The sequence below is a fragment of the Inquilinus limosus genome (assembly GCF_051487185.1).
GTDB lineage: Bacteria > Pseudomonadota > Alphaproteobacteria > DSM-16000 > Inquilinaceae > Inquilinus > Inquilinus limosus_F.
This window is the reverse complement of record NZ_JAHVDK010000010.1, coordinates 178,709-201,701: the sequence shown is the minus strand read 5'-3', so window position 1 is coordinate 201,701 and position 22,993 is coordinate 178,709. Positions and strand designations below refer to the sequence as shown.

General features: G+C 69.7%; 26 protein-coding genes and 1 tRNA gene. 24 read left to right on the top strand and 3 right to left on the bottom strand.

The window, feature by feature from the left end; genetic code table 11:
- Window positions 1-46 precede the first annotated feature (46 nt).
- Window positions 47-892, bottom strand: a complete 846-nt coding sequence (locus tag KXR53_RS14065; RefSeq protein ID WP_437375801.1) for an alpha/beta fold hydrolase — start codon at window positions 890-892, stop codon at window positions 47-49.
- An 87-nt stretch (window positions 893-979) separates the two neighbouring features.
- Between KXR53_RS14065 and KXR53_RS14060 the strand changes: the two genes are divergently transcribed.
- The 23 genes from KXR53_RS14060 to KXR53_RS13950 all read left to right on the top strand — a co-directional run bounded on the left by KXR53_RS14060 (window position 980) and on the right by KXR53_RS13950 (window position 20,582).
- Window positions 980-2,062 (top strand): esterase-like activity of phytase family protein, encoded by a 1,083-nt coding sequence (locus KXR53_RS14060; RefSeq protein ID WP_437375800.1) that lies wholly within the window; start codon window positions 980-982, stop codon window positions 2,060-2,062.
- Between the two features lie 111 nt (window positions 2,063-2,173).
- The gene (locus KXR53_RS14055) at window positions 2,174-2,596 is read left to right on the top strand and encodes a VOC family protein (RefSeq protein WP_437375799.1); all 423 of its coding nucleotides are present in this window, start codon (window positions 2,174-2,176) and stop codon (window positions 2,594-2,596) included.
- Window positions 2,597-2,696: 100 nt separating this feature from the next.
- Window positions 2,697-4,100, top strand: a complete 1,404-nt coding sequence (creD, locus tag KXR53_RS14050) for a cell envelope integrity protein CreD (RefSeq protein ID WP_437375798.1) — start codon at window positions 2,697-2,699, stop codon at window positions 4,098-4,100.
- 165 nt (window positions 4,101-4,265) lie between these two features.
- A complete protein-coding gene (locus KXR53_RS14045; protein ID WP_437375797.1) occupies window positions 4,266-5,690 on the top strand; it encodes a Ca2+-dependent phosphoinositide-specific phospholipase C in 1,425 nt (474 codons plus the stop codon).
- A gap of 240 nt (window positions 5,691-5,930) precedes the next feature.
- Window positions 5,931-7,313, top strand: coding sequence for a Ca2+-dependent phosphoinositide-specific phospholipase C (locus KXR53_RS14040; RefSeq protein WP_437375796.1), 1,383 nt, complete (start codon window positions 5,931-5,933; stop codon window positions 7,311-7,313).
- Window positions 7,314-7,399: 86 nt separating this feature from the next.
- Window positions 7,400-8,068: a heme ABC exporter ATP-binding protein CcmA gene (gene ccmA, locus KXR53_RS14035; RefSeq protein ID WP_437375818.1), complete on the top strand. Its 669-nt coding sequence runs from the start codon at window positions 7,400-7,402 to the stop codon at window positions 8,066-8,068.
- Window positions 8,065-8,730, top strand: a complete 666-nt coding sequence (ccmB, locus tag KXR53_RS14030) for a heme exporter protein CcmB (protein WP_437375795.1) — start codon at window positions 8,065-8,067, stop codon at window positions 8,728-8,730. Before ccmA ends, ccmB begins: the two co-directional genes overlap by 4 nt.
- A 74-nt stretch (window positions 8,731-8,804) precedes the next feature.
- Window positions 8,805-9,206 carry an SET domain-containing protein gene (locus KXR53_RS14025; protein ID WP_437375794.1) on the top strand — a complete coding sequence of 134 codons (402 nt, stop codon included), beginning with the start codon at window positions 8,805-8,807 and terminating at the stop codon, window positions 9,204-9,206.
- A 61-nt stretch (window positions 9,207-9,267) separates the two neighbouring features.
- Window positions 9,268-10,029, top strand: coding sequence for a heme ABC transporter permease (locus KXR53_RS14020; RefSeq protein ID WP_437375793.1), 762 nt, complete (start codon window positions 9,268-9,270; stop codon window positions 10,027-10,029).
- Window positions 10,026-10,196: a heme exporter protein CcmD gene (gene ccmD, locus KXR53_RS14015; RefSeq protein WP_437375792.1), complete on the top strand. Its 171-nt coding sequence runs from the start codon at window positions 10,026-10,028 to the stop codon at window positions 10,194-10,196. The genes KXR53_RS14020 and ccmD overlap by 4 nt, the downstream gene beginning before the upstream one ends.
- Complete coding sequence (gene ccmE, locus KXR53_RS14010; RefSeq protein WP_437375791.1) at window positions 10,193-10,678, top strand: cytochrome c maturation protein CcmE; 486 nt, start codon at window positions 10,193-10,195, stop codon at window positions 10,676-10,678. Before ccmD ends, ccmE begins: the two co-directional genes overlap by 4 nt.
- Window positions 10,675-12,642 carry a heme lyase CcmF/NrfE family subunit gene (locus KXR53_RS14005; protein ID WP_437375790.1) on the top strand — a complete coding sequence of 656 codons (1,968 nt, stop codon included), beginning with the start codon at window positions 10,675-10,677 and terminating at the stop codon, window positions 12,640-12,642. Before ccmE ends, KXR53_RS14005 begins: the two co-directional genes overlap by 4 nt.
- A 10-nt stretch (window positions 12,643-12,652) precedes the next feature.
- The gene (locus KXR53_RS14000; protein WP_437375789.1) at window positions 12,653-13,189 is read left to right on the top strand and encodes a DsbE family thiol:disulfide interchange protein; all 537 of its coding nucleotides are present in this window, start codon (window positions 12,653-12,655) and stop codon (window positions 13,187-13,189) included.
- Window positions 13,186-13,653 carry a cytochrome c-type biogenesis protein gene (locus tag KXR53_RS13995; protein ID WP_437375788.1) on the top strand — a complete coding sequence of 156 codons (468 nt, stop codon included), beginning with the start codon at window positions 13,186-13,188 and terminating at the stop codon, window positions 13,651-13,653. Before KXR53_RS14000 ends, KXR53_RS13995 begins: the two co-directional genes overlap by 4 nt.
- On the top strand, window positions 13,650-15,035 hold the full coding sequence (gene ccmI / locus KXR53_RS13990; RefSeq protein WP_437375787.1) for a c-type cytochrome biogenesis protein CcmI: 1,386 nt from the start codon (window positions 13,650-13,652) through the stop codon (window positions 15,033-15,035). The genes KXR53_RS13995 and ccmI overlap by 4 nt, the downstream gene beginning before the upstream one ends.
- 156 nt (window positions 15,036-15,191) lie before the next feature.
- Window positions 15,192-15,989, top strand: coding sequence for an ABC transporter ATP-binding protein (locus tag KXR53_RS13985; protein WP_437375786.1), 798 nt, complete (start codon window positions 15,192-15,194; stop codon window positions 15,987-15,989).
- A 103-nt stretch (window positions 15,990-16,092) separates the two neighbouring features.
- Window positions 16,093-16,890, top strand: a complete 798-nt coding sequence (locus tag KXR53_RS13980) for a transporter substrate-binding domain-containing protein (protein ID WP_437375785.1) — start codon at window positions 16,093-16,095, stop codon at window positions 16,888-16,890.
- Between the two features lie 73 nt (window positions 16,891-16,963).
- A complete protein-coding gene (locus KXR53_RS13975; protein WP_437375784.1) occupies window positions 16,964-17,764 on the top strand; it encodes a transporter substrate-binding domain-containing protein in 801 nt (266 codons plus the stop codon).
- Window positions 17,765-17,828: 64 nt separating this feature from the next.
- Window positions 17,829-18,554, top strand: coding sequence for an ABC transporter permease (locus KXR53_RS13970; RefSeq protein ID WP_437375783.1), 726 nt, complete (start codon window positions 17,829-17,831; stop codon window positions 18,552-18,554).
- A gap of 2 nt (window positions 18,555-18,556) precedes the next feature.
- Window positions 18,557-19,252 carry an ABC transporter permease gene (locus KXR53_RS13965; protein ID WP_437375782.1) on the top strand — a complete coding sequence of 232 codons (696 nt, stop codon included), beginning with the start codon at window positions 18,557-18,559 and terminating at the stop codon, window positions 19,250-19,252.
- Window positions 19,253-19,299: 47 nt separating this feature from the next.
- Complete coding sequence (locus KXR53_RS13960) at window positions 19,300-19,776, top strand: GNAT family N-acetyltransferase (protein WP_437375781.1); 477 nt, start codon at window positions 19,300-19,302, stop codon at window positions 19,774-19,776.
- Window positions 19,777-19,873: 97 nt separating this feature from the next.
- The gene (locus KXR53_RS13955) at window positions 19,874-20,308 is read left to right on the top strand and encodes a CBS domain-containing protein (RefSeq protein ID WP_437375780.1); all 435 of its coding nucleotides are present in this window, start codon (window positions 19,874-19,876) and stop codon (window positions 20,306-20,308) included.
- Window positions 20,309-20,417: 109 nt separating this feature from the next.
- Window positions 20,418-20,582 carry a DUF1328 domain-containing protein gene (locus KXR53_RS13950; RefSeq protein WP_437375817.1) on the top strand — a complete coding sequence of 55 codons (165 nt, stop codon included), beginning with the start codon at window positions 20,418-20,420 and terminating at the stop codon, window positions 20,580-20,582.
- Between the two features lie 92 nt (window positions 20,583-20,674).
- Here KXR53_RS13950 and KXR53_RS13945 read toward each other — a convergent pair.
- A tRNA-Ala gene (locus tag KXR53_RS13945) sits at window positions 20,675-20,750 on the bottom strand.
- A gap of 192 nt (window positions 20,751-20,942) precedes the next feature.
- On the opposite strand from KXR53_RS13945, the gene KXR53_RS13940 reads away from it, so the two are divergent.
- On the top strand, window positions 20,943-21,911 hold the full coding sequence (locus KXR53_RS13940; RefSeq protein ID WP_437375779.1) for a complex I NDUFA9 subunit family protein: 969 nt from the start codon (window positions 20,943-20,945) through the stop codon (window positions 21,909-21,911).
- 54 nt (window positions 21,912-21,965) lie between these two features.
- Here KXR53_RS13940 and KXR53_RS13935 read toward each other — a convergent pair whose 3' ends face one another.
- On the bottom strand, window positions 21,966-22,976 hold the full coding sequence (locus tag KXR53_RS13935; protein WP_437375778.1) for an alpha/beta hydrolase: 1,011 nt from the start codon (window positions 22,974-22,976) through the stop codon (window positions 21,966-21,968).
- Between the last annotated feature and the right edge of the window lie 17 nt (window positions 22,977-22,993).

Genomic DNA, 22,993 nt, shown 5'->3' with positions numbered 1-22,993 from the left:
CGGCCTTCATGTAGCGCGTCCGCGCAAGCCGTTCAAATGCAACGGGTTAAGAACCGTTCGCAACTGCGAAGGCGGCGATCCGCGGCAGCACCCGGTCGGCCGCCTCGAAATGCGGCGCATGCCGGCAATCCGGCACCAGCCAGGTCTCGCAGGGGCCGGAAACCCTGGCCTTGATGGCGTCCAGCTGGGCCGGCGTGCCGTATTCGTCCTCCACCCCCTGGATCGCCAGGATCGGGCAGCGGATCGAGGGCAGCAGATCGCGCATGTCGAAGCTGCGGAATCCGGGGGTCGGCCACAGCTCGGCCCAGTTGGCGAAGGTGAAGTCCGTCTTCTCGCCGTGATAACGGGCCAGGACGGCGCGCAGTTTCGACTCCGGGGCGTGGTAGGCGGCATGCGCGGCCGCGATGCCGGCCAGGGTCTCGTCCTCGACCATGACATGCGCCGCCTCGGTCACGACCCAGGCGGTGCGGTCCGGCTGCATCGCGGCGAAGATCAGGGCGATGCTGCCGCCGTCGCTGTGCCCGACCAGCCCGGCACGGTCGATCCCGAAGGCATCGAGCACCCGCGGCAGCGCCTCGCGCCCCTCGCGGTACAGGTAGTCCGTGCCGCGCGGCCCCGGCAGCGGATCGGACCGGCCGAAGCCCAGCCGGTCATGCGCCAGCACCGGGTGGCCGGTGGCGGCGGCGAGGCGGGCCACGACATCGACGCCGCGCCGTGTCCACTGCGCGACGGAGCCGAGCCCTTCGTGTAGAAGAAGGATGGGGAGGCGCCCGGCGCTGCCGGGCGGATCGAGGCGCTGCCAGTACAGGCTGTGCCCGTCGACGCGGACGAAACCGTCGCTGCGCCGCAGCGCGGCGGAGTCCTTCGCCGGGGTGGCCGCCGGGTTGTCCATCCGCCGCTCCGTCATCAAGGCAACATACAGTCGTCATGCCGTTGTCGCGCCGCCGTGGTCAACAGGGGTGCGCAGGGGGAGTGGGAAATGGCCAGGTTCGGAATCGTGCTCGGCGTGCTGCTGACCTGTGCCGTGCTGCCGGCGCAGGCGGAGGGGATCGGCCGTCTGCGGCTGATCGGCGAGGCAACGCTGCCGAAGGGCTTGGATTATGAGGGCACAACCGTCGGCGGCCTGTCGGGGCTGGACTGGGACCCGGCGGCCCGGCAGTGGATCGCCCTCAGCGACGACCGATCGGAGAAGGCGCCGGCCCGCTTCTACACCCTGTCGATCGACTATGACGCCGAGGCGGTCCGCGGCATTTCCGTGACCGGCATGACCACGCTGCAGGACGCGGCCGGGCAGGGCTTCCCGCCGAAGAGTGTCGATCCCGAGGCGATCCGACTCGACCCTGCCACCGGACTCTTGTACTGGAGCAGCGAAGGCGGAGTGAAGGCCGGGGTCGACCCGGCACTCGGCGTCGCCGCGCCGGACGGACGCTGGCGGCGCGGCTTCGACCTGCCGCGGCGCTACCGGGTGTCTGAGGACAGGGGCGGCGGTCCGCGGGACAACCTGACCTTCGAAGGGCTGGCGCTCGCGCCCGACGGTCGGACGCTCTTCGTCTCCATGGAAAGCGCCTTGGTCCAGGACGGGCCTGTCGCCTCACTGGCCGAGGGCAGCCCGGTGCGCATCGCCAGCTTCGACGCCGCGACCGGCCGGCCGGGGCCGGAGCGCGTCTATATAACCGACCCGATCCCCATGGCGCCGCTGCTGGGCGGCCATGCCGACAACGGCGTGTCGGAGATCCTTCCGGCCGGCGACGGCACGCTATTGGTGCTGGAGCGCGCCTATGCCCAGGGGCGCGGCAACTCGATCCGGCTGTACCGCGTCGACCCGGCCCTCGGCACCGATGTCGCATCGCTCGATTCGCTGCTCGACAGCAGCTGGCTCGCCATGCCGAAGACCCTGCTGCTCGATTTCGGCACGCTCGGCGTCGGCCTCGACAATTTCGAGGCGATGGGCTGGGGGCCGGATCTCGCCAACGGCCACCGCAGCCTGGTCGTGCTGTCCGACGACAACTTCAACCCGCTGCAGGTGACCAAGGTGCTGGTGTTCGAGGTGCTGCCCGACTGAGCATCCGGCCAGGCGCATGAGCCTGTCTCATCCGCGGGTGAGAAACCGCGATTGGACGGGCCACTGCCGCCGCTCCACCCTGGCTTTCCAACCGCAAGGAGACGCCGAGGGATGGAGACGACACCGCGGATCAACGGGCTGGCCGAGACCTCACTCTATGTCGAAGACGTCGACCGCTCGGCCGAGTTCTACCAGCGGGTGCTGGGGCTCGAGGTGCTGTATCGCTCGCCACGCCTGGTGGCGCTGGATGCCGGGCGCCAGGGCGCGCTGCTGCTGTTCCGCCACGGCCTGACTTCCGATGGCATGGTCGACGAGGAGGGCACGATCCCCGGCCATGAGGGGCAGGGGCGGCTGCACATGGCTTTCGCCGTCGCGTCAGAGGACCTGCCAGCCTGGCGAGCCAGGCTGGAGCGCGAGGGCATCCCGCTGGCCGGCGAATCCCGCTGGCGGCTCGGCGGCACCAGCCTGTATTTCCGCGACCCCGATGGCCATGCGATCGAGCTGGCGACGCCAGGGCTGCGCTCCAACTACTAGGCGCGCAGGGCGCAGCGCCCCCAGCTTTCCGCCGCGCCGCCACGAAGCGGCCATCGACGACGCCGACCGTGCGGGCTTCGTATCCTCGAGCGAGCCCGCCATGAGCACCGACCCCGCCCCGCCCGCCGCCCTGCCTCTCCGGCGCCTCCGCGCCGGATCGCCGGCGCTGAAGGTTCTGGCCATCGTCCTCCTGACCATCGCCTTCCTGCTGCCGGTCTTCCTGGTCTATGACGTGATCGGCGAGCGCGAGGACCGCTACCGCTCTGTGGTGGCGGAGATCGGCGGCAGCTGGGGCGGGCCGCAGCGCGTCACCGGGCCGATCCTGGTGGTGCCGTTTCGGGTGCCGTCCGAGCCCCGCGCCGACGGCACGCCGCTGCCGCCGCTCGAACGCCAGCTCGTCATCCTGCCCGACCGCTACGAGGTGGAGGCCCAGGTGGCGCCGGAAACGCGGAAGCGCGGGCTGTTCGAGGCCGTGGTCTACACCGTCGACCTCGCCTTGTCCGGGCAGTTCCTGATCGGCGACGCCGCGGCCCTGGCCGGGCCGGAGGCGACGATCGACTGGGCGTCGGCCTATCTCTACGTCGGCGTGGCCGACCCGCGCAGCATCCGCGAGGGCACGTCGCTGCGCTGGGACGGGCGCGACCTGCCGTTCCAGCCCGGTGCGCCGGGCGAGCTCGGCCAGCGCTTCGGCGCCGGCATGACCCTTCGCGTGCCCGGCCTGTCGGCGGCGTCGGCGCAATCGGCCATCCCGTTCTCCACCATGCTGCGGCTGAACGGCAGCCAGCGCCTCGACTTCCTGCCGCTCGGCCGCTCCACCCGGGTGACCGCCGGCTCGAACTGGCCGGACCCCAGCTTCGACGGCGCATTCCTGCCGGTGCGCTCCACCATCGGACCGCAAGGCTTCACCGCGGAGTGGGAGCTGTCCTATTTCGGCCGCGGCTATCCCCAGGCCTGGGTGGGCGGGGAGGGCGACTATCTCTCCGCCGTCTCCGGCTCCGCCTTCGGCGTGCGCTTCTTCCAGCCGGTCAACGCCTATCAGCAGACCGAGCGCTCGGCCAAATACGGCATGCTGTTTATCGTCTTCACCTTCACCCTGTTCTTCCTGTTCGAGGCGGTGGCGCGGCTGCGCATCCACGTCTTCCAGTACGGGCTGGTCGGGCTGTCGCTATGCCTGTTCTATCTGTTGCTGCTGTCCTTCGCCGAGCAGATCGGTTTTGCCCCGGCCTATGGCGTGGGCGCGGCGGCGGCGGTGGCGCAGATCGTGCTGTACTGCAGGCCGGTGCTCGGCACCTGGAAGCGCAGCCTGGTGCTGGGCGCGCTGCTGGCGATCCTGTACGGCGCTCTCTACGCACTGATGCAGCTGGAGGATCTGGCCCTGCTGCTCGGCTCGATCGGCCTGTTCCTGGCGCTTAGCGGCGTGATGTACGTGACGCGCCGGGTCGACTGGTACGCCGCGACACCGGCAGCTGCTGAGGCCGCCCGCAGCGAGCCGCCGGCCCCTTGATCTGCGGGGAGGGCCGCGATCCGGCGGTCCTCCCGCCCCATTGTATTCCCCGCGAACACGGTATCCAATCTTCATGAACACGTGTTCAAACCGTCATCCGGTCGTCTCCCAAGCCGCCTAGCATCGCCGTCGCGCCGGATCGTGGCGCCTGACGGAGGGGATGCGATGAGACGGAGTCTGATATTCGGGGCGGTCGTCGCGGCCGCCCTGCTGCTGTCGGCCGCGACGCCGGCCCTGGCCCAAAGGCTTATTCCATCCCCTCGACCGCCGGGGATGATTTTCACGCCGAGGCCCATACCCCCGGTGCCGAACGCCCAGCCGCTGCTCGGGACGACGCCTTACAACGCGGCCTACTGGTCGCGGCCGCACAACGCCTATGAGCGGTCGCAGTTCGCCCGGCTGACCGACGCGCTGGACCGCGGCAACCAGGTGATCGAGCTCGACGTCTACGACAATTCGGGCCTGCCGGTGCGGCACGATTGGAACGGCTCGAACACCGACAACAACTGCCGGGGCGGAGCGGGCGGCATGCTGCGGGACTGCCTGCGCGACATTAAGGCCTGGAGCGACGCCCATCCCGGCCACCTGCCGATCACGATCCAGCTCGACCTCAAGCCCAGTGAAGGATTGTGGGGCTGGGGCGGGCAGTTTATGGCCGCGCTGGACTCCACGGTCATCCAGGAACTCGGCCTCAAGCTCTACCGGCCGGAGGTGCTGCGGACCTACACCGGCTACGCCTCGCTGCGCGAGGGCGTCTATCGGGTCGGCTGGCCCACCGTCGACGCCCTGCGGGGGCGCATCATCGTGCTGATGATGGGCGGCCCCATCGGCGACAAGAACGACACCCAGGAGGAATACGTCAAGCAGTTCGGCGCCAATGCCCACATCTTCGTCTGCCCGGAAGCCCATATTCCGACAGACTTTGTCTGGAGCAGCCCCGCCAATGATTTCGACGATCCGGCAACCAACCAATGGGTCGTCTGCGGTAACATGAAGGAGCTGAAGTACTGGTACCGCAACACGATAACGGCGCAGCAGAACGGCCAGCTCGTCAATCTGTGGTCCGACGACCACTGGCAGTTCGATGCTTATCACCAGATGTATCTGGCGGTCGGCTGGGGCGCGTCGATGATCAGCCGCGAGAGCGTGGAGACCTGGGGCGGCAAGCTGCCGCTGAACGGCGTCCGCCGGTCGGTCCCGACCCGCTTCACCCTGAGCAGCGAGCATTCCGGCTACTGCGTCGAGATCCAGAGCGGCGTCTACGGCAACGGCTCCGATCTCAACCAGTTCAGCTGCACCGATGCGGTGCCGCAGCAGTGGATCTACAGCGACGAGACCCAGCTGCAAGCCGTCGGCAACCACAAATACTGCTTCGACATCGAGGGCGGTGACGGCAATAACGGCGACCAGTTGCACATCTGGGATTGCGACGGCGGCGCCAGCGAAAAATGGCAGCTGCAGCCCGACGGCCGGCTGATCGGCATGAACGGCCGCTGTGCCGACGTGGTGGACACCGTCCTCGGCCGTCGGCTGCAGATCCGCAACTGCACCGGTGCCGCCAGCCAGTCCTTCCGCATCAAGGCCAACTAGAACGAAAATAACCCGCACCGCTGAAAGGTGGCGTCCGCCGTTTCCGTCTCCTGACGGTGCGGCCGCAGGGGCAGGGCCGTCTTCGGTCCTGCCCCTTCCGCTTGGGCCGTTTCGGCGGGTTGTCACGTATCGTCATGAACACGTGTTCAAATCGTCGCTGGACCGTCATCGAACGCCCCTAGGATCGCCGCGCGCCGGGCCGGGTCGGCCGGACCGTTGCGCCCGAAGAAGGGGGATCCGATGGGACGGAGTGCATTGTCCGGGGCGGTCGCCGCCCTGCTGCTGTCGGTCGCGGCGCCGGCCCTGGCCGACGTGCCGGCGGGCCAGCCGCTGGCCGGGACCACGGCCTACAACGCCGCCTACTGGTCGCGGCCGCACAACGCCTATGAGAAGGCGCATTTCGCCAGGCTGACCGACGTGCTGGACCGCGGCAACCAAGTGGTGGAGATCGACGTCTATGACAATTCGGGCTTCCCGGTGAAGCACGATCCCGGCGATTCGAACACCGACAACAACTGCAAGGGCGGCGCCGGCGGCCTGCTGCAGGACTGCCTGCGCGACATCAAGGCGTGGAGCGACGCGCATCCCGACCACCTGCCGATCACGGTGCAGCTCGACCTCAAGCCCAGCCAGGGCCTGTGGGGCTGGGACAGCAGCTACATGGCCGGGCTGAATTCCCTGGTCAGCCAGGAATTCGGGGCCAAGGTCTACAGGCCGGAGAATCTGCGCGCCTTCACCGGCTACGCCTCGCTGCGCGAGGGTGTCTACCGCGCCGGCTGGCCCAGCATCGATTCGCTGCGCGGCCGCATCCTGGTGCTGATGATGGGCGGACCGATCGGCGACAAGAACGACACCCAGGAAGAGTATGTGAACCAGTTCGGCAGCGCGGCGCAGATCTTCGTCTGCCCCGAAGCGCATGAGCCGAACGACTTCTATTGGAACGGCAACGCCAACGACTTCGACGACCCGAACACCAACAAATGGGTCGTCTGCGGCAACCACGAGGCGGTGAAGTACTGGTACAAGGACACGCTGACCGCGCAGCAGAACGGCCAGATTGTCAATCTCTGGTCCAGCACCGAATCGCAATTCGACGCATTCCACCAGATGTATCTGGCGGTCGGCTGGGGCGCCTCGATGATCAGCCGCGAGGGCCTGAACACCTGGTCCGGCAAGCTGCCGGTGAACGGCGTCCGCCGCTCGGTCTGGACCGGCTTCACTCTGCGCAGCGCGCTCAGCGGCTACTGCGTCGAGATCCAGAGCGGCCTCTACGCCAACGGCTCCGACCTCAATCAGCGCAGCTGCACCGGCGGCGTGCCGCAGCAGTGGATCTACAGCGACGAGACCCAGCTTCGCGCGGTCGGCAATGCCGAGTACTGCTTCGACATCGAGGGCGGCAACGGCAACCACGGCGACCGGCTGCACATCTGGGACTGCGACGGCGGCGCCAGCGAGAAGTGGCAGCTGCAGCCGGACGGGCGGTTGATCGGAATGAACGGCCGCTGCGCCGACGTGGTGGACAGCACGATCGGCACCCGGCTGCAGATCCGCAACTGCACCGGCGGCGCCAGCCAGCGCTTCGACATCGTCGGCAGCTCGAACGCCAACAACCCGCGCTACTGAGGGTTGGGGGGAGGCCGTGCTGGGGCGGCGCGGTAGCATGGGGCAGGGCCTCCGCGGTCCTGCCCCTTCCGTTTGGGGCCGTCCGGCTGCTATTGGCGGAGGATGACCGCCACGAGCCGACCATGCCCGAGCCGGGCCTGACTGCCGCCAGCCTGACTGCAGAGAGCTTGGCCTGCCTGCGCGGTGGGCGGCTGGTCTTCGCCGGGCTGTCGTTCCGGCTCGGCCCCGGCGGGGCGCTGGTGCTGACCGGGCCGAACGGCAGCGGCAAGTCCAGCCTGCTGCGGCTGGTGGCCGGGCTGGTGCCGGCCTTCGCCGGCCGGCTGGACTGGACCGGCGGGCCGGGTTCGATCGCCTATCTCGGCCATCAGGACGCGGTGAAGCCGGCGCTCACTCCGCGCGAGGCCCTGGGCTTCTGGGGTTCCCTGTCCGGCGCGGCGCTGGATACGGAGGCGCTCGCGGCCGCGATCGCCGCGGTCGGGCTCGAAGGGCTGGACGACCTGCCGTGCCGCTACCTCTCCGCCGGCCAGCGCCGTCGTCTGGCCTTGGCCCGGCTGGAGCTCGGCCAATCCCGGCTGTGGCTGCTGGACGAGCCGACCCTCGGCCTCGACGCCGCCTCCGTCGCGCGGCTGGAGGACCGCATCGCCCGGCACCGGGCGGCGGGCGGGCTGGTGATGCTGGCGACGCATGTGCCGCTGGCGCTCGACGGCGCCGGCCGGCTGGCGCTGGAGGACTATGCCGCCGAGGCGCCGGCATGAGCGCCTTTCTCGCCCTGATCTGGCGCGACCTGCGCCTCGCCCTGCGCTCGGGCGGCGACGTCGCCGCCGTGCTGGCCTTCTTCGTCATCACCGTGGTGCTGTTCCCGCTCGGGGTGGGGCCGGAGCTGGCGCTGCTGGCCCGGATCGCCGCCGGCGTGGTCTGGGTCGCCGCGCTGCTGGCGACCCTGCTGGCGCTCGACCGCATGTTCGCCCAGGACTACGAGGACGGGTCGCTCGACCTCCTGATGCTGTCGCCGCTGCCGCTCGAGGCAGCGGTGCTGGCCAAGGCGCTGGCCCATTGGCTGCTGACCGGGTTGCCTTTGATCCTGCTGTCGCCGCTGATGGCGGCGATGCTGGGGCTGGAGGCGCGGGCCTGGCCGGTGCTGATGCTGTCGCTGCTGCTCGGCACGCCCTGCCTCAGCCTGATCGGCGCGGTCGGGGCCGCCCTGACCCTCGGCGCCCGGCGTGGCGGGGCGCTGCTGGCCCTCCTGATCCTGCCGCTCTTCGTCCCGGTGCTGATCTTCGGCGCCGCGGCGGTGGAGGCGGTGGCGACCGGCCTGACCGCGCGCCCGCATCTGCTGCTGCTCGGCGGCTGCCTCGCCGCCGCCCTGCCGCTGGCCCCGATCGCCGCTGCCGCGGCGCTGCGCCAGGCGCAGCAATAACGCCTTTCGGCCCTTCGTCCGGGGTGACGCGGCGACCGGCCTCGCGTAATGCTTGGGGAAAAGGAACCCGGCCGATGCTTCTCGTCCCCACCACCGTCGGGCCCAGCCGGATCGAAGGGCTGGGCCTGTTCGCCGCCGCACCGATGGCCGCCGGCACCGAGGTCTGGCGCTGGCACCCGGTGTTCGACGTCTTCGTGCCGGATGCGGAGATCGCGACGCTGCCGGAGCCCGCGCGCGACTATCTCGAGCGCTACGCCTATCCGGCGCCGGATCTGCCGGGCGGGCTGTCGCTGAACCTCGACGACGCCCGCTTCATGAACCACAGCGACGACCCGACTCTGGAGACGGTGGGCGAGGTCTGCATCGCCCGGCGAGATATCGCGGCGGGGGAGGAGCTGACCTGCGATTACGGCGCCTTCCACCCCGATCTCCGCGACCTGATCCGGGCGGGCGCGGCCGCAAGGCGCGGCAATTGAGCCGGCGGACACGCGGCCTAGCTTTGTCTATCCTGGGACCCAACGACCGCCACGCCACGCCATGCACCGCTTCGCCAACCCGGCCCGCTTCCTGCGCCTGAGCGCCGCCCTGCGACCCTGGGCCCTCGGCGTCGCCCTGCTGACGCTGGCGGCCGGGCTGTGGCTGGCGCTGTTCGATTCGCCGCCGGACTACCAGCAGGGCGAGACGGTGCGGATCATGTATGTCCACGTGCCCTCGGCCTGGATGGCGATGATGGTCTACGCCAGCATGGCGGTGGCATCGGCCGTCGGCCTTGTCTGGAAACATCCGGTGGCGGAGCTCTACACCAAGGCCGCGGCGCCGCTCGGCGCCGGCTTCACCGCGCTGTGCCTCCTCACCGGCTCGCTCTGGGGCCAGCCGATGTGGGGCACCTGGTGGGTGTGGGACGCGCGGCTGACCAGCGTGCTGATCCTGTTCTTCATCTATCTCGGCTACGTCGTGCTGGTCTCCGCCTTCGACGACCCGCAGCGCGGCCTCAAGGCCGGCGCGGTCCTGACCCTGGTCGGCGCGGTCAACCTGCCGATCATCAAGTTCTCGGTCGACTGGTGGAACACGCTGCACCAGCCGGCCTCGGTGACGAGGCTGGGCGGCCCCTCACTCGACCCCGCCATGCTGTGGCCGCTGCTGCTGATGGCGGTCGCCTTCACCGCGCTCTTCGTCTGGCTGGTGCTGCTGCGCACCGAGACCGAGATCGCCGAGCGCCGGATCCGCGCCCTGCGCCTGGCCACCGCCATGGCCGCCCGGCGCGACGAGGCGCCGGGGCTGGAGCAGCCGGTCGGATGACGGAATTCTTCGCGATGGGCGGCTACGCCGCCTATGTCTGGACCGCCTATGGCGCCGCCGTCGTCGTGCTGGCCGGCCTGGTCGCCGCCACCCTGGCGCGCCGACGCAGCAGCCGGCGCAGCCTCGAGGCGCTGGAGCAGCTGCGCGGCCGCGGGAGACGGGCATGACCCGCAAGCGCCGCCGTCTGATGCTGCTGGGCCTCGCCGCCCTCGGCCTCGGCACCGCCTCCGCCCTGGCCCTGACCGCCTTCCAGGACAATCTGCTGTTCTTCTACAGCCCGACCGAGCTGCATGACGGCAAGGTGGCGGAAGGCCAGCGCTTCCGTCTCGGCGGGCTGGTGGTGCAGGGCTCGCTGCAGCGCCTGCCCGACGGGCAGACCATCACCTTCACGGTCACCGACACGGCCTATGACGTGCCGGTGCGCTACGCTGGCATCGTGCCCGACCTGTTCCGCGAAGGGCAGGGCGTGGTGGCGCATGGCCGGGTCGGGCCGGACGGCGTCTTCGTCGCCGACGAGCTGCTGGCCAAGCACGACGAGAAATACATGCCGCCCGAAGTCGCCAAGGCCCTGCAGGACGCTGGCCATCCCGGCGCGCCCGGCGCCGCCGGCAAGCCCGCCTTGCCCGCCGGCACGGTGGTTGCGCAATGATCCCCGAGCTCGGCCATTACGCCCTGGTCCTGGCGCTGCTCCTCGCCCTGGTGCAGTCGATCCTGCCGCTGTGGGGCGCGGCCAGGCGGCATCCGGGGCTGATGGCGGTCGCCGAACCCGCGGCGACGCTGCAGCTCGCCGCCATCGCCATCGCCTTCGCGGCGCTGACCTGGGCCTATGTCGTCTCCGACTTCTCGGTCGCGGTGGTCGCCGGCAACAGCCACTCGCTCAAGCCACTGCTCTACAAGGTCACCGGCGTCTGGGGGAACCACGAGGGCTCGATGCTGCTCTGGGTCCTCATCCTGGCGGTGTTCGGCGCAGCGGTCGCGCTGTTCGGCGGCAACCTGCCGCCGACGCTGCGGGCCCGGGTGCTGGCGGTGCAGGGCATGGTCGGGGTCGGCTTCCTGGCCTTCATCATCCTGACCTCGAACCCCTTCCTGCGGCTCGACCCGGCGCCGCTCGACGGCCAGGACCTGAACCCGCTGCTGCAGGACCCCGGCCTTGCCTTCCATCCGCCCTTCCTCTACCTCGGCTATGTCGGCTTCTCGATGGCCTTCTCCTTCGCCGTCGCGGCGTTGATCGAGGGGCGGGTCGACCCGGCCTGGGCGCGCTGGGTGCGGCCCTGGACGCTGGCCGCCTGGGCGTTCCTGACCGTCGGCATCGCCCTCGGCTCCTACTGGGCCTATTACGAGCTCGGCTGGGGCGGCTGGTGGTTCTGGGACCCGGTCGAGAACGCCTCGCTGATGCCCTGGCTGTCCGGCACCGCGCTGCTGCATTCGGCTTTGGTGGTGGAGAAGCGCGACGCGCTGAAGAGCTGGACCATCCTCCTCGCCATCCTGACCTTCGGCCTCAGCCTGGTCGGCACCTTCCTGGTCCGCTCCGGCATCATCACCTCGGTGCACGCCTTCGCGGTCGACCCGGAGCGCGGCGTCTTCATCCTGCTGCTGCTGGCGCTCACCGTCGGCGGTGCCTTCACGCTCTACGCCGTCCGCGCGCCGCGGCTGAAGCTGGGCGGCGTCTTCGCCCCGATCAGCCGGGAAGGGGCGCTGGTGCTGAACAACCTGCTGATCTGCACCGCCACGGTGACAGTGTTCATCGGCACGCTCTACCCGCTGCTCGACAAGACGGTCTCGGTCGGCAAGCCCTATTACCAGCTCACCTTCGTGCCGCTGATGGTGCCGGTGGTGGCGGTGATGGTGATCGCACCGCTGATGGCCTGGAAGCGCGGCGATCTGCCCGGTGTGCTCGGCCGCCTCAAATTCGCCGCTGCCGGCACCGTGGTCGTGATCCTGGTCGCGCTGTGGCTGCAGGGCGGCGGGCCGGTGCTGGCGCTGCTCGGCATCGGCTTCGGCGCCTGGGTCGTCCTCGGCGCGGCAACCGAGATCGCGGAGCGGGTGCGGCTGTTCCGCATCCCTCTGCGCGACAGCCTGTCCCGCGCGTTGGGCCTGCCGCGCAGCGCCTGGGGCACCGCCTTCGCCCATGCCGGGCTCGGCATCGCGCTGCTCGGCATGATCGCCTCCAGCTACTGGTCGACCGAGCGGCTGGTGGTCGCCGAACCCGGCGACCGCTTCGACCTCGCCGCCGGCTATGCGGTCGAGTTCGACAGCGTGACGGCGGGGCGGGGGCCGAACTACGAGACCCGCCTGGGCGACCTGAAGCTGCTGCGCGACGGCGGCTTCGTCACCGATCTCGCGCCGGAGAAGCGCTTCTACCCGGTGGCCCGCATGCCGACCAGCGAGGTGGCGATCCACACCACCCTGACCGGCGACGTCTATGCCGCGCTGGGTGAGGAACAGGCGGACGGACGCTGGAGCCTGCGGCTGTACCATCACCCGCTGGTGCCATGGATCTGGGGCGGCGCCCTGGTCATGGCCTTCGGCGGCGCGCTCTCGCTCAGCGACCGCCGGCTGCGTGTCGGCGCGCCGCGGCGGGCCGTGGCGCCGGCCGTGGGATCGCCGGCCTGAAGGATCATCGATGCGCCGTCTGCTGTTTCTTTTGCCGCTGCTTCTGCTCGCTGCCCTGGCCGTCGGGATCGGGACGAAGCTCTTGTCCGGCAGCGATCCGCAATCGCTGCCCTCGGCCTTGATCGACAAGCCGCTGCCGGAATTCTCGCTGGCGCCGCTGCCGGGGCGGTCGGATGGCCTGGCCAGCACCGATTTCGGCGGCGCGCCGATGCTGTTGAACGTCTTCGCCAGCTGGTGCGTGCCCTGCTTGGCCGAGCATCCGGTAATCACCAAGCTCGGCCGCGAGGACGGCATCCCGGTTCTGGCGATCAACTACAAGGACAAGCCGGAGGACGCGCTGGCCTGGCTCAAGCGCAACGGCGACCCGTACCGCCGGATCGGCGCCGATACCGACGGGCGCACTTTCATCGACCTCGGCGCCTACGGCGTGCCGGAGACCTTCGTCATCGACAAGGCGGGCCGCATCCGCTACCGGCATCCCGGCCCGCTGACACCCGACATCGTCGACCGCGAGATCCGGCCGCTGTTGGCGGAGCTGGCGAAGTGACCTGGCGAGCCATCCTCGCGGCATTGTTGCTGGCAGTCGTCGCAGCGGCTCCGGCCGGCGCGATCGAGCCGCAGGAGCAGCTGGCCGACCCGGCGCTGGAGGCGCGCGCCCGCACCATCAGCCAGGAGTTGCGCTGCCTGGTCTGCCAGAACGAGTCGATCGACGATTCCAACGCCGACCTGGCCCGCGACCTGCGCCGCATCGTGCGCGAGCGGCTGACGGCCGGCGACACCGACGACCAGGTTCTGGGCTACATCACCGCCCGCTACGGCGACTACGTCCTGCTGCGGCCGCCGCTCAAGCCCGGCACGCTGGTGCTGTGGTTCGGCCCGGTGGTGCTGCTGTTCACCGCTATCGCCCTCTTGATCCTGCGCCGCCGCCGGCGCCCGGCCGAGGCGCCGCCGCTGTCGCCGGAGGAGAGCCGCCGCCTAGCCCGGCTGCTGGACGAGGAGTCGGCGCCGTGACCGGGTGGATGTTCTGGATCGTCGCGGCGCTGATGACCGCAGGCGCCGTGGCGCTGCTGCTGCGCCGGCTGTTCGCCACGGATGCGTCGCTTCCGTCCGGCTCCGACGCCGCGATCTACCGCGACCAGCTGAAGGAGCTGGAGCGTGAGCTCGCAGCCGGCGAGATCGGCCCGGCCGAGGCCGAGGCGGCGAAAGCCGAGATCGGCCGACGTCTGTTGGCCGCCGCCGGAGAGGCCAAGCCGCAGGCGCCGGCGACCGCGGTCCCGCTGCGGCGGGTCGCATTCGGCCTCGCCGTGCTGCTGCCGGCGGCGGCTCTGGCGATCTATCTGGCGGAAGGCGCTCCCGGCCTGCCGTCGCAGCCCTTCGCCAGCCGCGATCCGGGCGAGCGACAGGCGATCCAGACAGCGGTAGCGGAGGCGCGGGCGCTGGAGCAGCGCCTGGCCGCGTCGCCGCAGGATCGCGACGGCTGGATCGAGCTCGGCCGACGCTGGAGCGAGCTGGGTGACAGCGCCAAGGCGGCCGACGCCTACGGCCGCGCCATCGGCCTCGGCGGCGCGGATCCGGAGCTGACCGGCCGTTACGGGGAGGCCCTGGTCGGCGCCAATGGCGGCACCGTCACCGACACCGCGCGCGCCGCCTTCGAGCAGGCGCTGAAGCTGCGTCCCGGCGATATCCGCGCCCGCTACTTCCTGGCGCTCGGCAACGCCCAGGCCGGCGACAACCGCGCGGCGCTGGAGCTGTGGCAGGGGCTGATGCGGGATTCGCCGGCCGACGCACCCTGGCTGCCCTCGGTCCGACAGCACCTGACCGAGACGGCGCAGCGCCTCGGCCTCGACCCGAAGACCGCGATCCCGGAGCCGCAGCCGCCCACGGCCCGGGCCACCCCCCCGGCGAACGGGGCGGCCGCGGCCATCGCGTCGCTGCCGCCGGACGAGCAGGCGAAGGCGATCCGCGGCATGGTCGACGGCCTCGCGGCGCGGCTGCAGCAGTCGCCGGACGATCTCGAAGGCTGGGTCCGCCTGGCCCGCGCCCGTCGCGTGCTGGGCGAGGTCGATGCCGCCGCCGACGCCTATGCCCGCGCCGCGGCGCTGGCGCCGGACGACGCCGGCCTCGCCCGCGCCTATGCCGACGCGCTGCTGGCCGCCGGCCGGGGCGAGGAGGTGCCGCCGGTGCTGGAGGCCGGGCTGCGCCGGGTGCTGGCGGCGGATCCGAACGACCTCGTCGCCCTCTGGTTCCTCGGCGTCGCCGCGCAGAAGGCGGGGCAGCCGGAGGAGGCGCGGCGCCTGTGGGGGCAGATGCGCGACCAGTTCCAGGAGGGCAGCCCGGAGCGCCGGGCGATCGAGCAGCGCATCGTCCAGCTGCCGGCCCCTGGCGCCGGATGACCGGAACGGGCCCCGTATTCGCAACAATCGTTATGAAAGCCGGCCCTGGACTTTCGCTCCCACGGCTGCGGCGACGCGGCCTCGGGCCGCGGTTGACCGGCGCCGCGAAACAATGCTTGTTTCGACAAAATAAGAATTGGGTGAGGCTTTCCCATCGTGGTTTCTGTTGCTGAGGCCGCCACGGCGCCGTCGAGCGCGGCGATCGTCGTCGAGGATTTGCACAAGCGGTTCGGCAAGCTCGAAGTGCTGAAGGGCGTGTCGCTGCAGGCGCGGCAAGGCGACGTGATCTCGATCATCGGCTCCTCCGGCTCGGGCAAGAGCACGCTGCTGCGCTGCATCAACCTGCTCGAGATCCCCAATGACGGCCGCGTCTGGGTCAACGGCGAGCTGATCCGGATGAAGAAGCTGCGCTCCGGCGAGGCCGAGCCCGAGGACAGCAAGCAGGTCGATCGGATCCGCGCCTCGCTCGGCATGGTGTTCCAGAGCTTCAACCTGTGGTCGCACATGACCGTGCTCGAGAACGTGATCGAGGCGCCGGTGCATGTGCTGAAGGTGCCGCGCCAGGAGGCGATCGAGCGCGCCGAGGCGCTCTTGGCCAAGGTCGGCATCGCCGACAAGCGCGACCATTACCCGAGCCATCTCTCCGGCGGCCAGCAGCAGCGCGCGGCGATCGCGCGGGCGCTGGCGATGCAACCCAAGGTGATGCTGTTCGACGAGCCGACCTCGGCCCTCGACCCCGAGCTGGTCGGCGAGGTGCTGCGGGTGATCCGCCAGTTGGCGGAGGAGGGCAACACCATGCTCCTCGTCACCCATGAGATGCGCTTTGCCCGCGAGGTGTCGAGCAAGGTGATCTTCCTGCACCAGGGCCGCACCGAGGAGGAGGGGACGCCGGCCGAGGTGTTCGACAACCCGCGGTCGGAGCGGGTGCGCCAGTTCCTCAAGGCGCAGCACTGATGGGAACCGTTTCTCCGCGAAGCTTGACCAAGCGTGGCGGTTTCGCGGAAATCGGCCCATCCAACCCGGGACCGCTGGGTCCCAGATCTGAACGGGAGACTTCATGATGAAGAGCTGGTTGTCGTTGATCGGCGCCGCGGCGCTCGTGCTGGCCGCCGGCACGGCCTCGGCCCAGGACACGCTGCGGGTCGGCACCGAGGGCGCCTATCCGCCGTACAATGCCACCGACGCCTCGGGCAAGCTGGTCGGCTTCGAGATCGACCTCGCCAACGAGTTGTGCAAGCGCGTCGAGATGAAGTGCGAGATCATCCAGCAGGACTGGGACGGCATGATCCCGGCGCTGATGAACAAGCGCTACGACGCGATCATGGCCGGCATGTCGGTCACCGAGGAGCGGCTGAAGCAGATCAACTTCTCCAAGCCCTACAGCACCACCCCGGCCTGGTTCGTCGGGCCGAAGGACGGCGTGCTGAAGGACGCCAAGACCTTGGCCGACATCCAGGAGGCGCTGAAGGGCAAATCGGTCGGCGTGCAGCGCTCGACCATCCACCAGAACTTCCTCGAAGCCAAGGTGCCGGGCGCCGAAGTGCGGCTTTACGATACCCAGGACGATCTCAACCTCGACCTGCAGAACGGCCGCGTCGACGCCGGCCTGGCCGACAGCCTCGGCTGGAAGGACTTCCTGGCCAGCGATGCGGGCAAGGGCTTCGACCATTTCGGTCCCGGCCTGACCGGCAAGGACGACCCGATCTTCGGCCTCGGCGTCGGCATCGGCCTGCGCAAGGAGGATACGGCGCTGAAGGAGAAGCTGGACAAGGCGCTGGATTCGATGAACGCCGACGGCACGATGACCAAGCTGTCGGTGCAGTGGTTCGGCTTCGACACCTCGATCAAGGAATAAGGACGGGGGGCGCGGCGGTCTTCGCCGCGCCTGGCCCCAACCGGGCCCCCGAGGTTCCAGAACGGATAAGGCTATGACGAAGATCTGGTTGTCCCTGGTCGGGGCGGCAGCGCTGGCGCTGGCCGCCGGCACGGCCGCGGCGGCGACGTTCCGCATCGGCATGGAGGGCGCCTTCCCGCCCTTCAACAACACCGATTCCAGCGGCAAGATCGTCGGCTTCGAGGTCGACGTCGCCAACGAGCTGTGCCGCCGCACCGGCATGACCTGCGAGGTCGTGCAGCAGGACTGGGACGGCATGATCCCGGCGCTGCTGAACAAGCGCTACGACGGCATCATGGACGGCATGTCGATCACGGAGGAACGGCTGAAGCAGATCGCCTTCTCGGTGCCTTACAGCGACACGCCGGCCTGGTTCGTCGGCGCCAAGGACGGGATCCTGAGGGACGCCAAGACGCTCCAAGACGTGAAGGCGGCGCTGAAGGGCAAGACCATCGGCGTGCAGCGCTCGACCACACACCAGAACTTCCTCGAGGCCGAGTTCAAGGATTCGGACATCAAGCTCTACGACACGGTCGACGACCTCAATTTCGACCTGGTCAACGGCCGGATCGACGCCGGGCTGAACGACAGCGTGTCCTGGGGGGCCTTCCTGGGCAGCGAGAACGGCAAGGGCTTCACCCATTTCGGGCCGTCCATGACCGGCAAGGACAACCCGCTGTTCGGCCAGGGCGTCGGCATCGGCCTGCGCAAGGAGGACACGGCGCTCAAGGCCAAGCTCGACAAGGCGATCGAGTCCATGAAGGCCGACGGATCGCTGTCCAAGCTGGCGATCCAGTGGTTCGGCTACGATCCGCTGGCCGTTCCCGGCAACTAAGAAACCTTGGGCGGTCTGATCGGCCGCCCGTTCCGTTCCAGCAGCGGCAAGGATGCAAGGACTGATGGATTCGCTGCTCCATTGGGCGCAGCTCTTCTCCTGGGGCGACCAGGGCTGGGGGGACGAGTTCGTCCAGGCCGCGGTGATGACCGTGCTGCTGTCTACCGCCAGCTACATCTTCGGGCTCGTGGTCGGGCTGATCGCCGCCTGCCTCAAGGTCTGGGGTGGGTTCGTGCTGCGCGGGCTGATGGAGGTCTACACCACCGTCGTCCGCGGCGTGCCGGAGCTGCTGATCATCTATCTCCTGTTCTTCGGGAATGAGCGGGCGATCAACGCGATCCTCGGCATGCTCGGCGTCACCGAGCCGTTCCGGCTGAACGAGTTCGTGATCGGCGTCCTCGCCGTCGGGCTGATCTCGGGCGCCTATTCGACCGAGGTGCTGCGCGGCGCCATCCAGGTCATCCCGCACGGCCAGATCGAAGCCGGCCGGGCCTTTGGCATGCACGGTTTCATGGTGTTCCGCCGCATCATCCTGCCGCAGACCATCCGCCTCGCACTGCCCGGCCTCGGCAACATCTGGCAGCTGATCCTGAAGGACACGGCCCTCGTCTCCGTCGTCGGCGTGACCGAGCTGATGCGCATCAGCCAGGTGGCGGCGCGGTCGACGCGCGAGCCGTTCCCGTTCTTCATCACCGCGGCAGTGCTGTTCCTGGTCATCACCACCCTCTCGACCAAGATGTTCCGCAGGGCCGAGGCGCATTACGGCCGCGGCGTGCGGCGGGCCGGCTGACCATGGATCTCGATCTGATCCTCGACACCTTCAGCCGGCTGCTGGGCGGCGCTCTGGTGACGATCCAGCTGATCGTGCCGGCCCTTGCCATCGGCATCGTCCTGGCGATGCTGCTGGCGGTGATGCGGATGTCCAGCAACGGCGTGTTGTCGCGCTTCGCCCGCGGCTACGTCTTCGTGTTCCGCGGCACGCCGCTGCTGGTGCAGATCTTCTTGATCTATTTCGGCCTCGGCCAGTTCCGCCCGTTCTGGGAGATGCTCGGCGTCTGGGACTGGCCGCTGCGAGAGGCCTTCCCCTGCGCGGTGATCGCCTTCGCCCTCAACACCGCCGCCTATACCAGCGAGATCATCCGCGGCGGCCTTCAGTCCGTGCCCTTCGGCCAGATCGAGGCGGCGCGCGCCTGCGGCATGTCGCGGACGCTGGTGTTCCGCCGCATCACCGTGCCGATCGCGATCCGCCAGGCGCTGCCGGCCTATGGCAACGAGATCATCCTGATGGTGAAGGCCAGCTCCCTGGCCTCGATCATCACCATCATGGAGATCACCGGCATCGCCAAGCAGATCAACTCGCGCACCTTCGCGCCCTTCGAGGTGTTCACCGCCGCCGGCATCCTCTACCTCGCCATGAACTTCGTGGTGGCCCAGGGCGTCCGGGCGGTGGAGTGGAAGCTGACCCCGCATCTGCGCCGGCGGAGCTGAAGCGGCTCCGGTCGTGACGGCAGGAAAACCCCGCTAGACTGGCGCGGATGTTCACCTTCACGCCGATCCGCCCCTCCGACCTGCCGCGCTTGCGCCTGTGGCTGGCCATGCCGCATGTCCGCGCCTGGTGGGGCGATCCGGACACCGCGATCCGTGAGATCCGCCGGCTGATGGCCGCCGACTGGGCCGAGCCGATGCTGGTCGCCTGGCAGGGGCGGCAGATCGGCTATCTGCAGGCCTATGACGCGGTCTCGGCGGCGCCCGGCGGGGATGCCGAGCCCGGCAGCTTCGGCATCGACCTGTTCATCGGCGAGCCGAGCTATGTCGGCAAGGGGCTCGGCACCGCCTTCCTCGGCGCCTATACCGACCGGCTGCTGAAGGGTGGCCGCGCCCTGCGCATCCTCGCCCGGCCGGCGCGGGCCAACCATCGCGCCATCCGCTGCCTGGAAGGGGCTGGGTTCCACCGGCTGGACGATACAGGCGGCCCGGTCCTGCTGATGGCGAAGGACCGCCCCGGCCTTTAGGACAAGGCCGGGAATCTGCCGAGTCGCTGTCCGGCGCAGGCGTGTTATGATTCCCCAAAAACATAGTCCAAAATTCAGAACAGATCGGGGAATCGCCATGAACGTTGCCCGTATTCTGAACGTGAAGGGGAACAGCGTCATCCATATCGCGCCGAACCTGCGGCTGGCCGAGGCCGTGACGCTGCTACGGGACAAGCGCATCGGCGCGGTCGTGGTCTCGGGCGACGGCCGCCGCATCGACGGCATCCTGTCCGAGCGCGATGTCGTCCACCGCATCGCCGATCGCGGGCCGTCCGTGCTGGACGAGCCGGTCTCCGCCATCATGGTGCGGCCGGTCATCACCTGCGGCCTCGACGACACGGTGGCGGAGCTGATGGGGCTGATGACCCAGCGCCGCTTCCGCCATCTTCCGGTGGTGGACGATCAGGGGCTGCTGTGCGGCATGATCAGCATCGGCGACGTGGTCAAGGCGCGGCTCGACGAGATCGAGAGCGAGGCGGAGAGCCTCCGGGAATACATCGCCACGGGCTGAACGAAGCGGGAACTGCCGGGCGGCAGGGCCTGTTCTCGTCTTGGATCGTCCGCGCCGGCGCTGTCGGCCGGCCGGCTCACAAGAACGAGGTGCCCGCATGTTCGGCAGTCTGCTCCACTGGGCCGTCGTCTTCCTGATCATCGCGCTGGTCGCGGCCCTGTTCGGCTTCGGCGGCGTCGCCGGCACCGCCATGGCCGGCGCCAAGATCCTGTTCTGGGTCGCGCTGGTGATCTTCGTGATCACGCTGGTCGCCGGCCTGATGCGACGCGGCTAGCGCGATCCATTGAGGGCGAGTCTCGACGGCCGGGCGTCTCGGCAGGGGCGCTCGGCCGTTGGCGTCTTCAGCGTATCGTCAGGTGAGGGAGATGGTGGAGCTGAGCGGGATCGAACCGCTGACCTTCTCATTGCGAACGAGACGCTCTCCCAACTGAGCTACAGCCCCACGAAGTCGGACCCGGGCGGTTGGGCGTCCCGGCGAACGGCGCGGAATATCGTGTCCGCATCATGGCTTGTCAAGCGCCTCATCCGGGGGCCTGTCGTTTTTCCGCGCGGTCCGTTTGAAACCCGCGGCGGCTCGGATATAAGGGGGGCCGGGCCGCAGCCGTGGCGGCCGGTTCGGTTTGCAGGCAGGACCATGACGGACTTCATCGGCCAAAAGACGGTCACCCTCTTCGGCGGCACCGGATTCATCGGCCGCTACGTGGCGCAGCTCCTGGCCCAGCGCGGCTGGCGCATCATCGTCGCCTCGCGCCATCCCGACCGGGCCCTGCCGCTGAAGACCGCGGGCGCTGTCGGCCAGGTGGTTCCGGTCTTCGCCGACATCCGCGACGAGGGTTCGGTCGCGGCCGCGGTGGCCGGTGCCGACGCCGTGGTCAACCTGGTCGGCATCCTGTTCGAGCGCGGCAAGCAGCGCTTCGACGCGATCCATGCCGAGGCCGCGGCCCGCGTCGCCCGGGCGGCGGCGGCGGCCGGCGCCAGCCGCGTCGTCCATATCTCGGCGATCGGCGCCTCGGCCGACAGCCCCTCGGCCTATGCCCGCAGCAAGGCGGCCGGCGAGGCGGCGGTGCGCGCGGCCTTCCCGGGCGCCGCGATCCTGCGGCCCAGCATCGTCTTCGGGCCGGAGGACGGCTTCTTCAACCTGTTCGCGACCTTGGCCCGCACCGCGCCCTTCCTGCCGCTGTTCGGCGGCGGCACCACCCGGTTCCAGCCGGTCTATGTCCGCGACGTCGCCGCGGCGGTCGTCGCCTGCCTGGAGCAGGACGGCACCGCCGGCCAGACCTACGAGCTCGGCGGGCCGCGGGTCTACACTTTCCGCGAGTTGATGGAGCTGACGCTGAAGCAGACCGGCCGCAGGAAGCGCCTGGTCTCGCTGTCCTGGGGCGTGGCGTCGCTGGAGGCGCGACTGCTCAGCCTGTTGCCGAAGCCGTTGCTGACGCCGGACCAGGTGGCGCAATTGAAGATCGATAATGTCGTGTCGCCTGGGGCCAAAACGCTGGCCGATCTCGGCATCCGGCCGACCCCGGCCGAGCTGATCCTGCCCAGCTATCTCGACCGCTACCGCCCCGGCGGCCGCTTCGGCAGCGGCAGCCACCGCGTGGCCTGACACAATTGGTCTGTGGGTTGGGTTCGCCACCGGCCAACCCAACCCACGCGACCGTCACTCGGTCAACGCCCGGCCCAGGAAGGGCAGACTCTCGTCCATCCGGTAGTCGACCGAGCTGTGGTTGTCCGGGAACTCCCCGTAGTGGTGCGGCACGCCCAGCCGCTCCAGCGAGCGGCGCAGCCGGCGGGCGCCGTAGATCAGGTTGTACTGGTCGATGTCGCCGCAATCGATGTACAGGCCCTTCAGCGACCGCAGCGCCTCGGCGCATTGATCGACGATCAGCACCGGGTCCCATTTCAGCCAGTTGGCCCAGCGCTCCTCGATCACCTCGCAGGTGTCGAGGGTGACCGGCAGGCGGATGCCGAGGAATTGCGACGGGTCCGGGTCGTAGGTCGCGGCCATTGCCAGTTGCATCAGCACGTGGATGTCCGGATCCGCGGTCTTCTTCGCCGTCTCCAGCGTGGTGACGAAGCGCTCGATCGAGCCCTCGTGCTTGGCCAGGGCCCGCAGCACGTTCGGCATGTCCTGCAGATACACCAGCTCGAAGCCCATATCGCCGGAATGGCAGGCCGCGGCGCTCCACACATCGGCCCGGCGCATGGCGTGGATGATCGCGCCGAAGCCGCCGGAGCTCTTGCCGAACACGCCGCGCCGCCCCGGCCCGCCGCAGCCCAGCCGCGCCTCGACCGCGGGCAGCATCTCGTCGATCAGGAAATCCTCCCACCGGCCCATGGCGGCGGAGTTGATGTACTGGTTGCCGCCGAGGCGGGTGAAGCAGTCCGGGAACGCGATCACCACCGGCGGCAGCTTGCCCTCGGCGATCAGCCGATCCGCGCGCTCCGGCACGTTCTCGCCGAAATTCTTCCAGTTGGTGTGCGACGGGCCGCTGCCGGTGAAGCCGACCAGGTCCACCAGCAGTGGCAGGCCACGCCCGTCATGCCCGGCGGGGATGTAGAGGTCGACCCGCCGCTCCGCCGGATCGCCCAGCAGGTTGCCCCGTAGCACCCGGCTGTCGACGGTGATGCTCTCGACCCGCCCGCGCGGGGCGGCCTGGTTCTTACGCATGGTGTCCCCTCCCGTGG

Coding starts and splice junctions, on each gene's coding strand:
- KXR53_RS14025 (WP_437375794.1), top strand. CDS start 8,805: ATGCTTCTCGTCCCCACCACCGTCGGGCCCAGCCGGATCGAAGGGCTG.
- ccmD (WP_437375792.1), top strand. CDS start 10,026: ATGACGGAATTCTTCGCGATGGGCGGCTACGCCGCCTATGTCTGGACC.
- KXR53_RS13970 (WP_437375783.1), top strand. CDS start 17,829: ATGGATTCGCTGCTCCATTGGGCGCAGCTCTTCTCCTGGGGCGACCAG.
- ccmE (WP_437375791.1), top strand. CDS start 10,193: ATGACCCGCAAGCGCCGCCGTCTGATGCTGCTGGGCCTCGCCGCCCTC.
- KXR53_RS14040 (WP_437375796.1), top strand. CDS start 5,931: ATGGGACGGAGTGCATTGTCCGGGGCGGTCGCCGCCCTGCTGCTGTCG.
- KXR53_RS13955 (WP_437375780.1), top strand. CDS start 19,874: ATGAACGTTGCCCGTATTCTGAACGTGAAGGGGAACAGCGTCATCCAT.
- creD (WP_437375798.1), top strand. CDS start 2,697: ATGAGCACCGACCCCGCCCCGCCCGCCGCCCTGCCTCTCCGGCGCCTC.
- KXR53_RS13935 (WP_437375778.1), bottom strand. CDS start 22,976: ATGCGTAAGAACCAGGCCGCCCCGCGCGGGCGGGTCGAGAGCATCACC.
- KXR53_RS13960 (WP_437375781.1), top strand. CDS start 19,300: ATGTTCACCTTCACGCCGATCCGCCCCTCCGACCTGCCGCGCTTGCGC.
- KXR53_RS13980 (WP_437375785.1), top strand. CDS start 16,093: ATGATGAAGAGCTGGTTGTCGTTGATCGGCGCCGCGGCGCTCGTGCTG.
- KXR53_RS13975 (WP_437375784.1), top strand. CDS start 16,964: ATGACGAAGATCTGGTTGTCCCTGGTCGGGGCGGCAGCGCTGGCGCTG.
- ccmB (WP_437375795.1), top strand. CDS start 8,065: ATGAGCGCCTTTCTCGCCCTGATCTGGCGCGACCTGCGCCTCGCCCTG.
- KXR53_RS14005 (WP_437375790.1), top strand. CDS start 10,675: ATGATCCCCGAGCTCGGCCATTACGCCCTGGTCCTGGCGCTGCTCCTC.
- KXR53_RS14065 (WP_437375801.1), bottom strand. CDS start 892: ATGGACAACCCGGCGGCCACCCCGGCGAAGGACTCCGCCGCGCTGCGG.
- KXR53_RS14055 (WP_437375799.1), top strand. CDS start 2,174: ATGGAGACGACACCGCGGATCAACGGGCTGGCCGAGACCTCACTCTAT.
- KXR53_RS14060 (WP_437375800.1), top strand. CDS start 980: ATGGCCAGGTTCGGAATCGTGCTCGGCGTGCTGCTGACCTGTGCCGTG.
- KXR53_RS14045 (WP_437375797.1), top strand. CDS start 4,266: ATGAGACGGAGTCTGATATTCGGGGCGGTCGTCGCGGCCGCCCTGCTG.
- KXR53_RS14000 (WP_437375789.1), top strand. CDS start 12,653: ATGCGCCGTCTGCTGTTTCTTTTGCCGCTGCTTCTGCTCGCTGCCCTG.
- KXR53_RS14020 (WP_437375793.1), top strand. CDS start 9,268: ATGCACCGCTTCGCCAACCCGGCCCGCTTCCTGCGCCTGAGCGCCGCC.
- KXR53_RS13940 (WP_437375779.1), top strand. CDS start 20,943: ATGACGGACTTCATCGGCCAAAAGACGGTCACCCTCTTCGGCGGCACC.
- KXR53_RS13965 (WP_437375782.1), top strand. CDS start 18,557: ATGGATCTCGATCTGATCCTCGACACCTTCAGCCGGCTGCTGGGCGGC.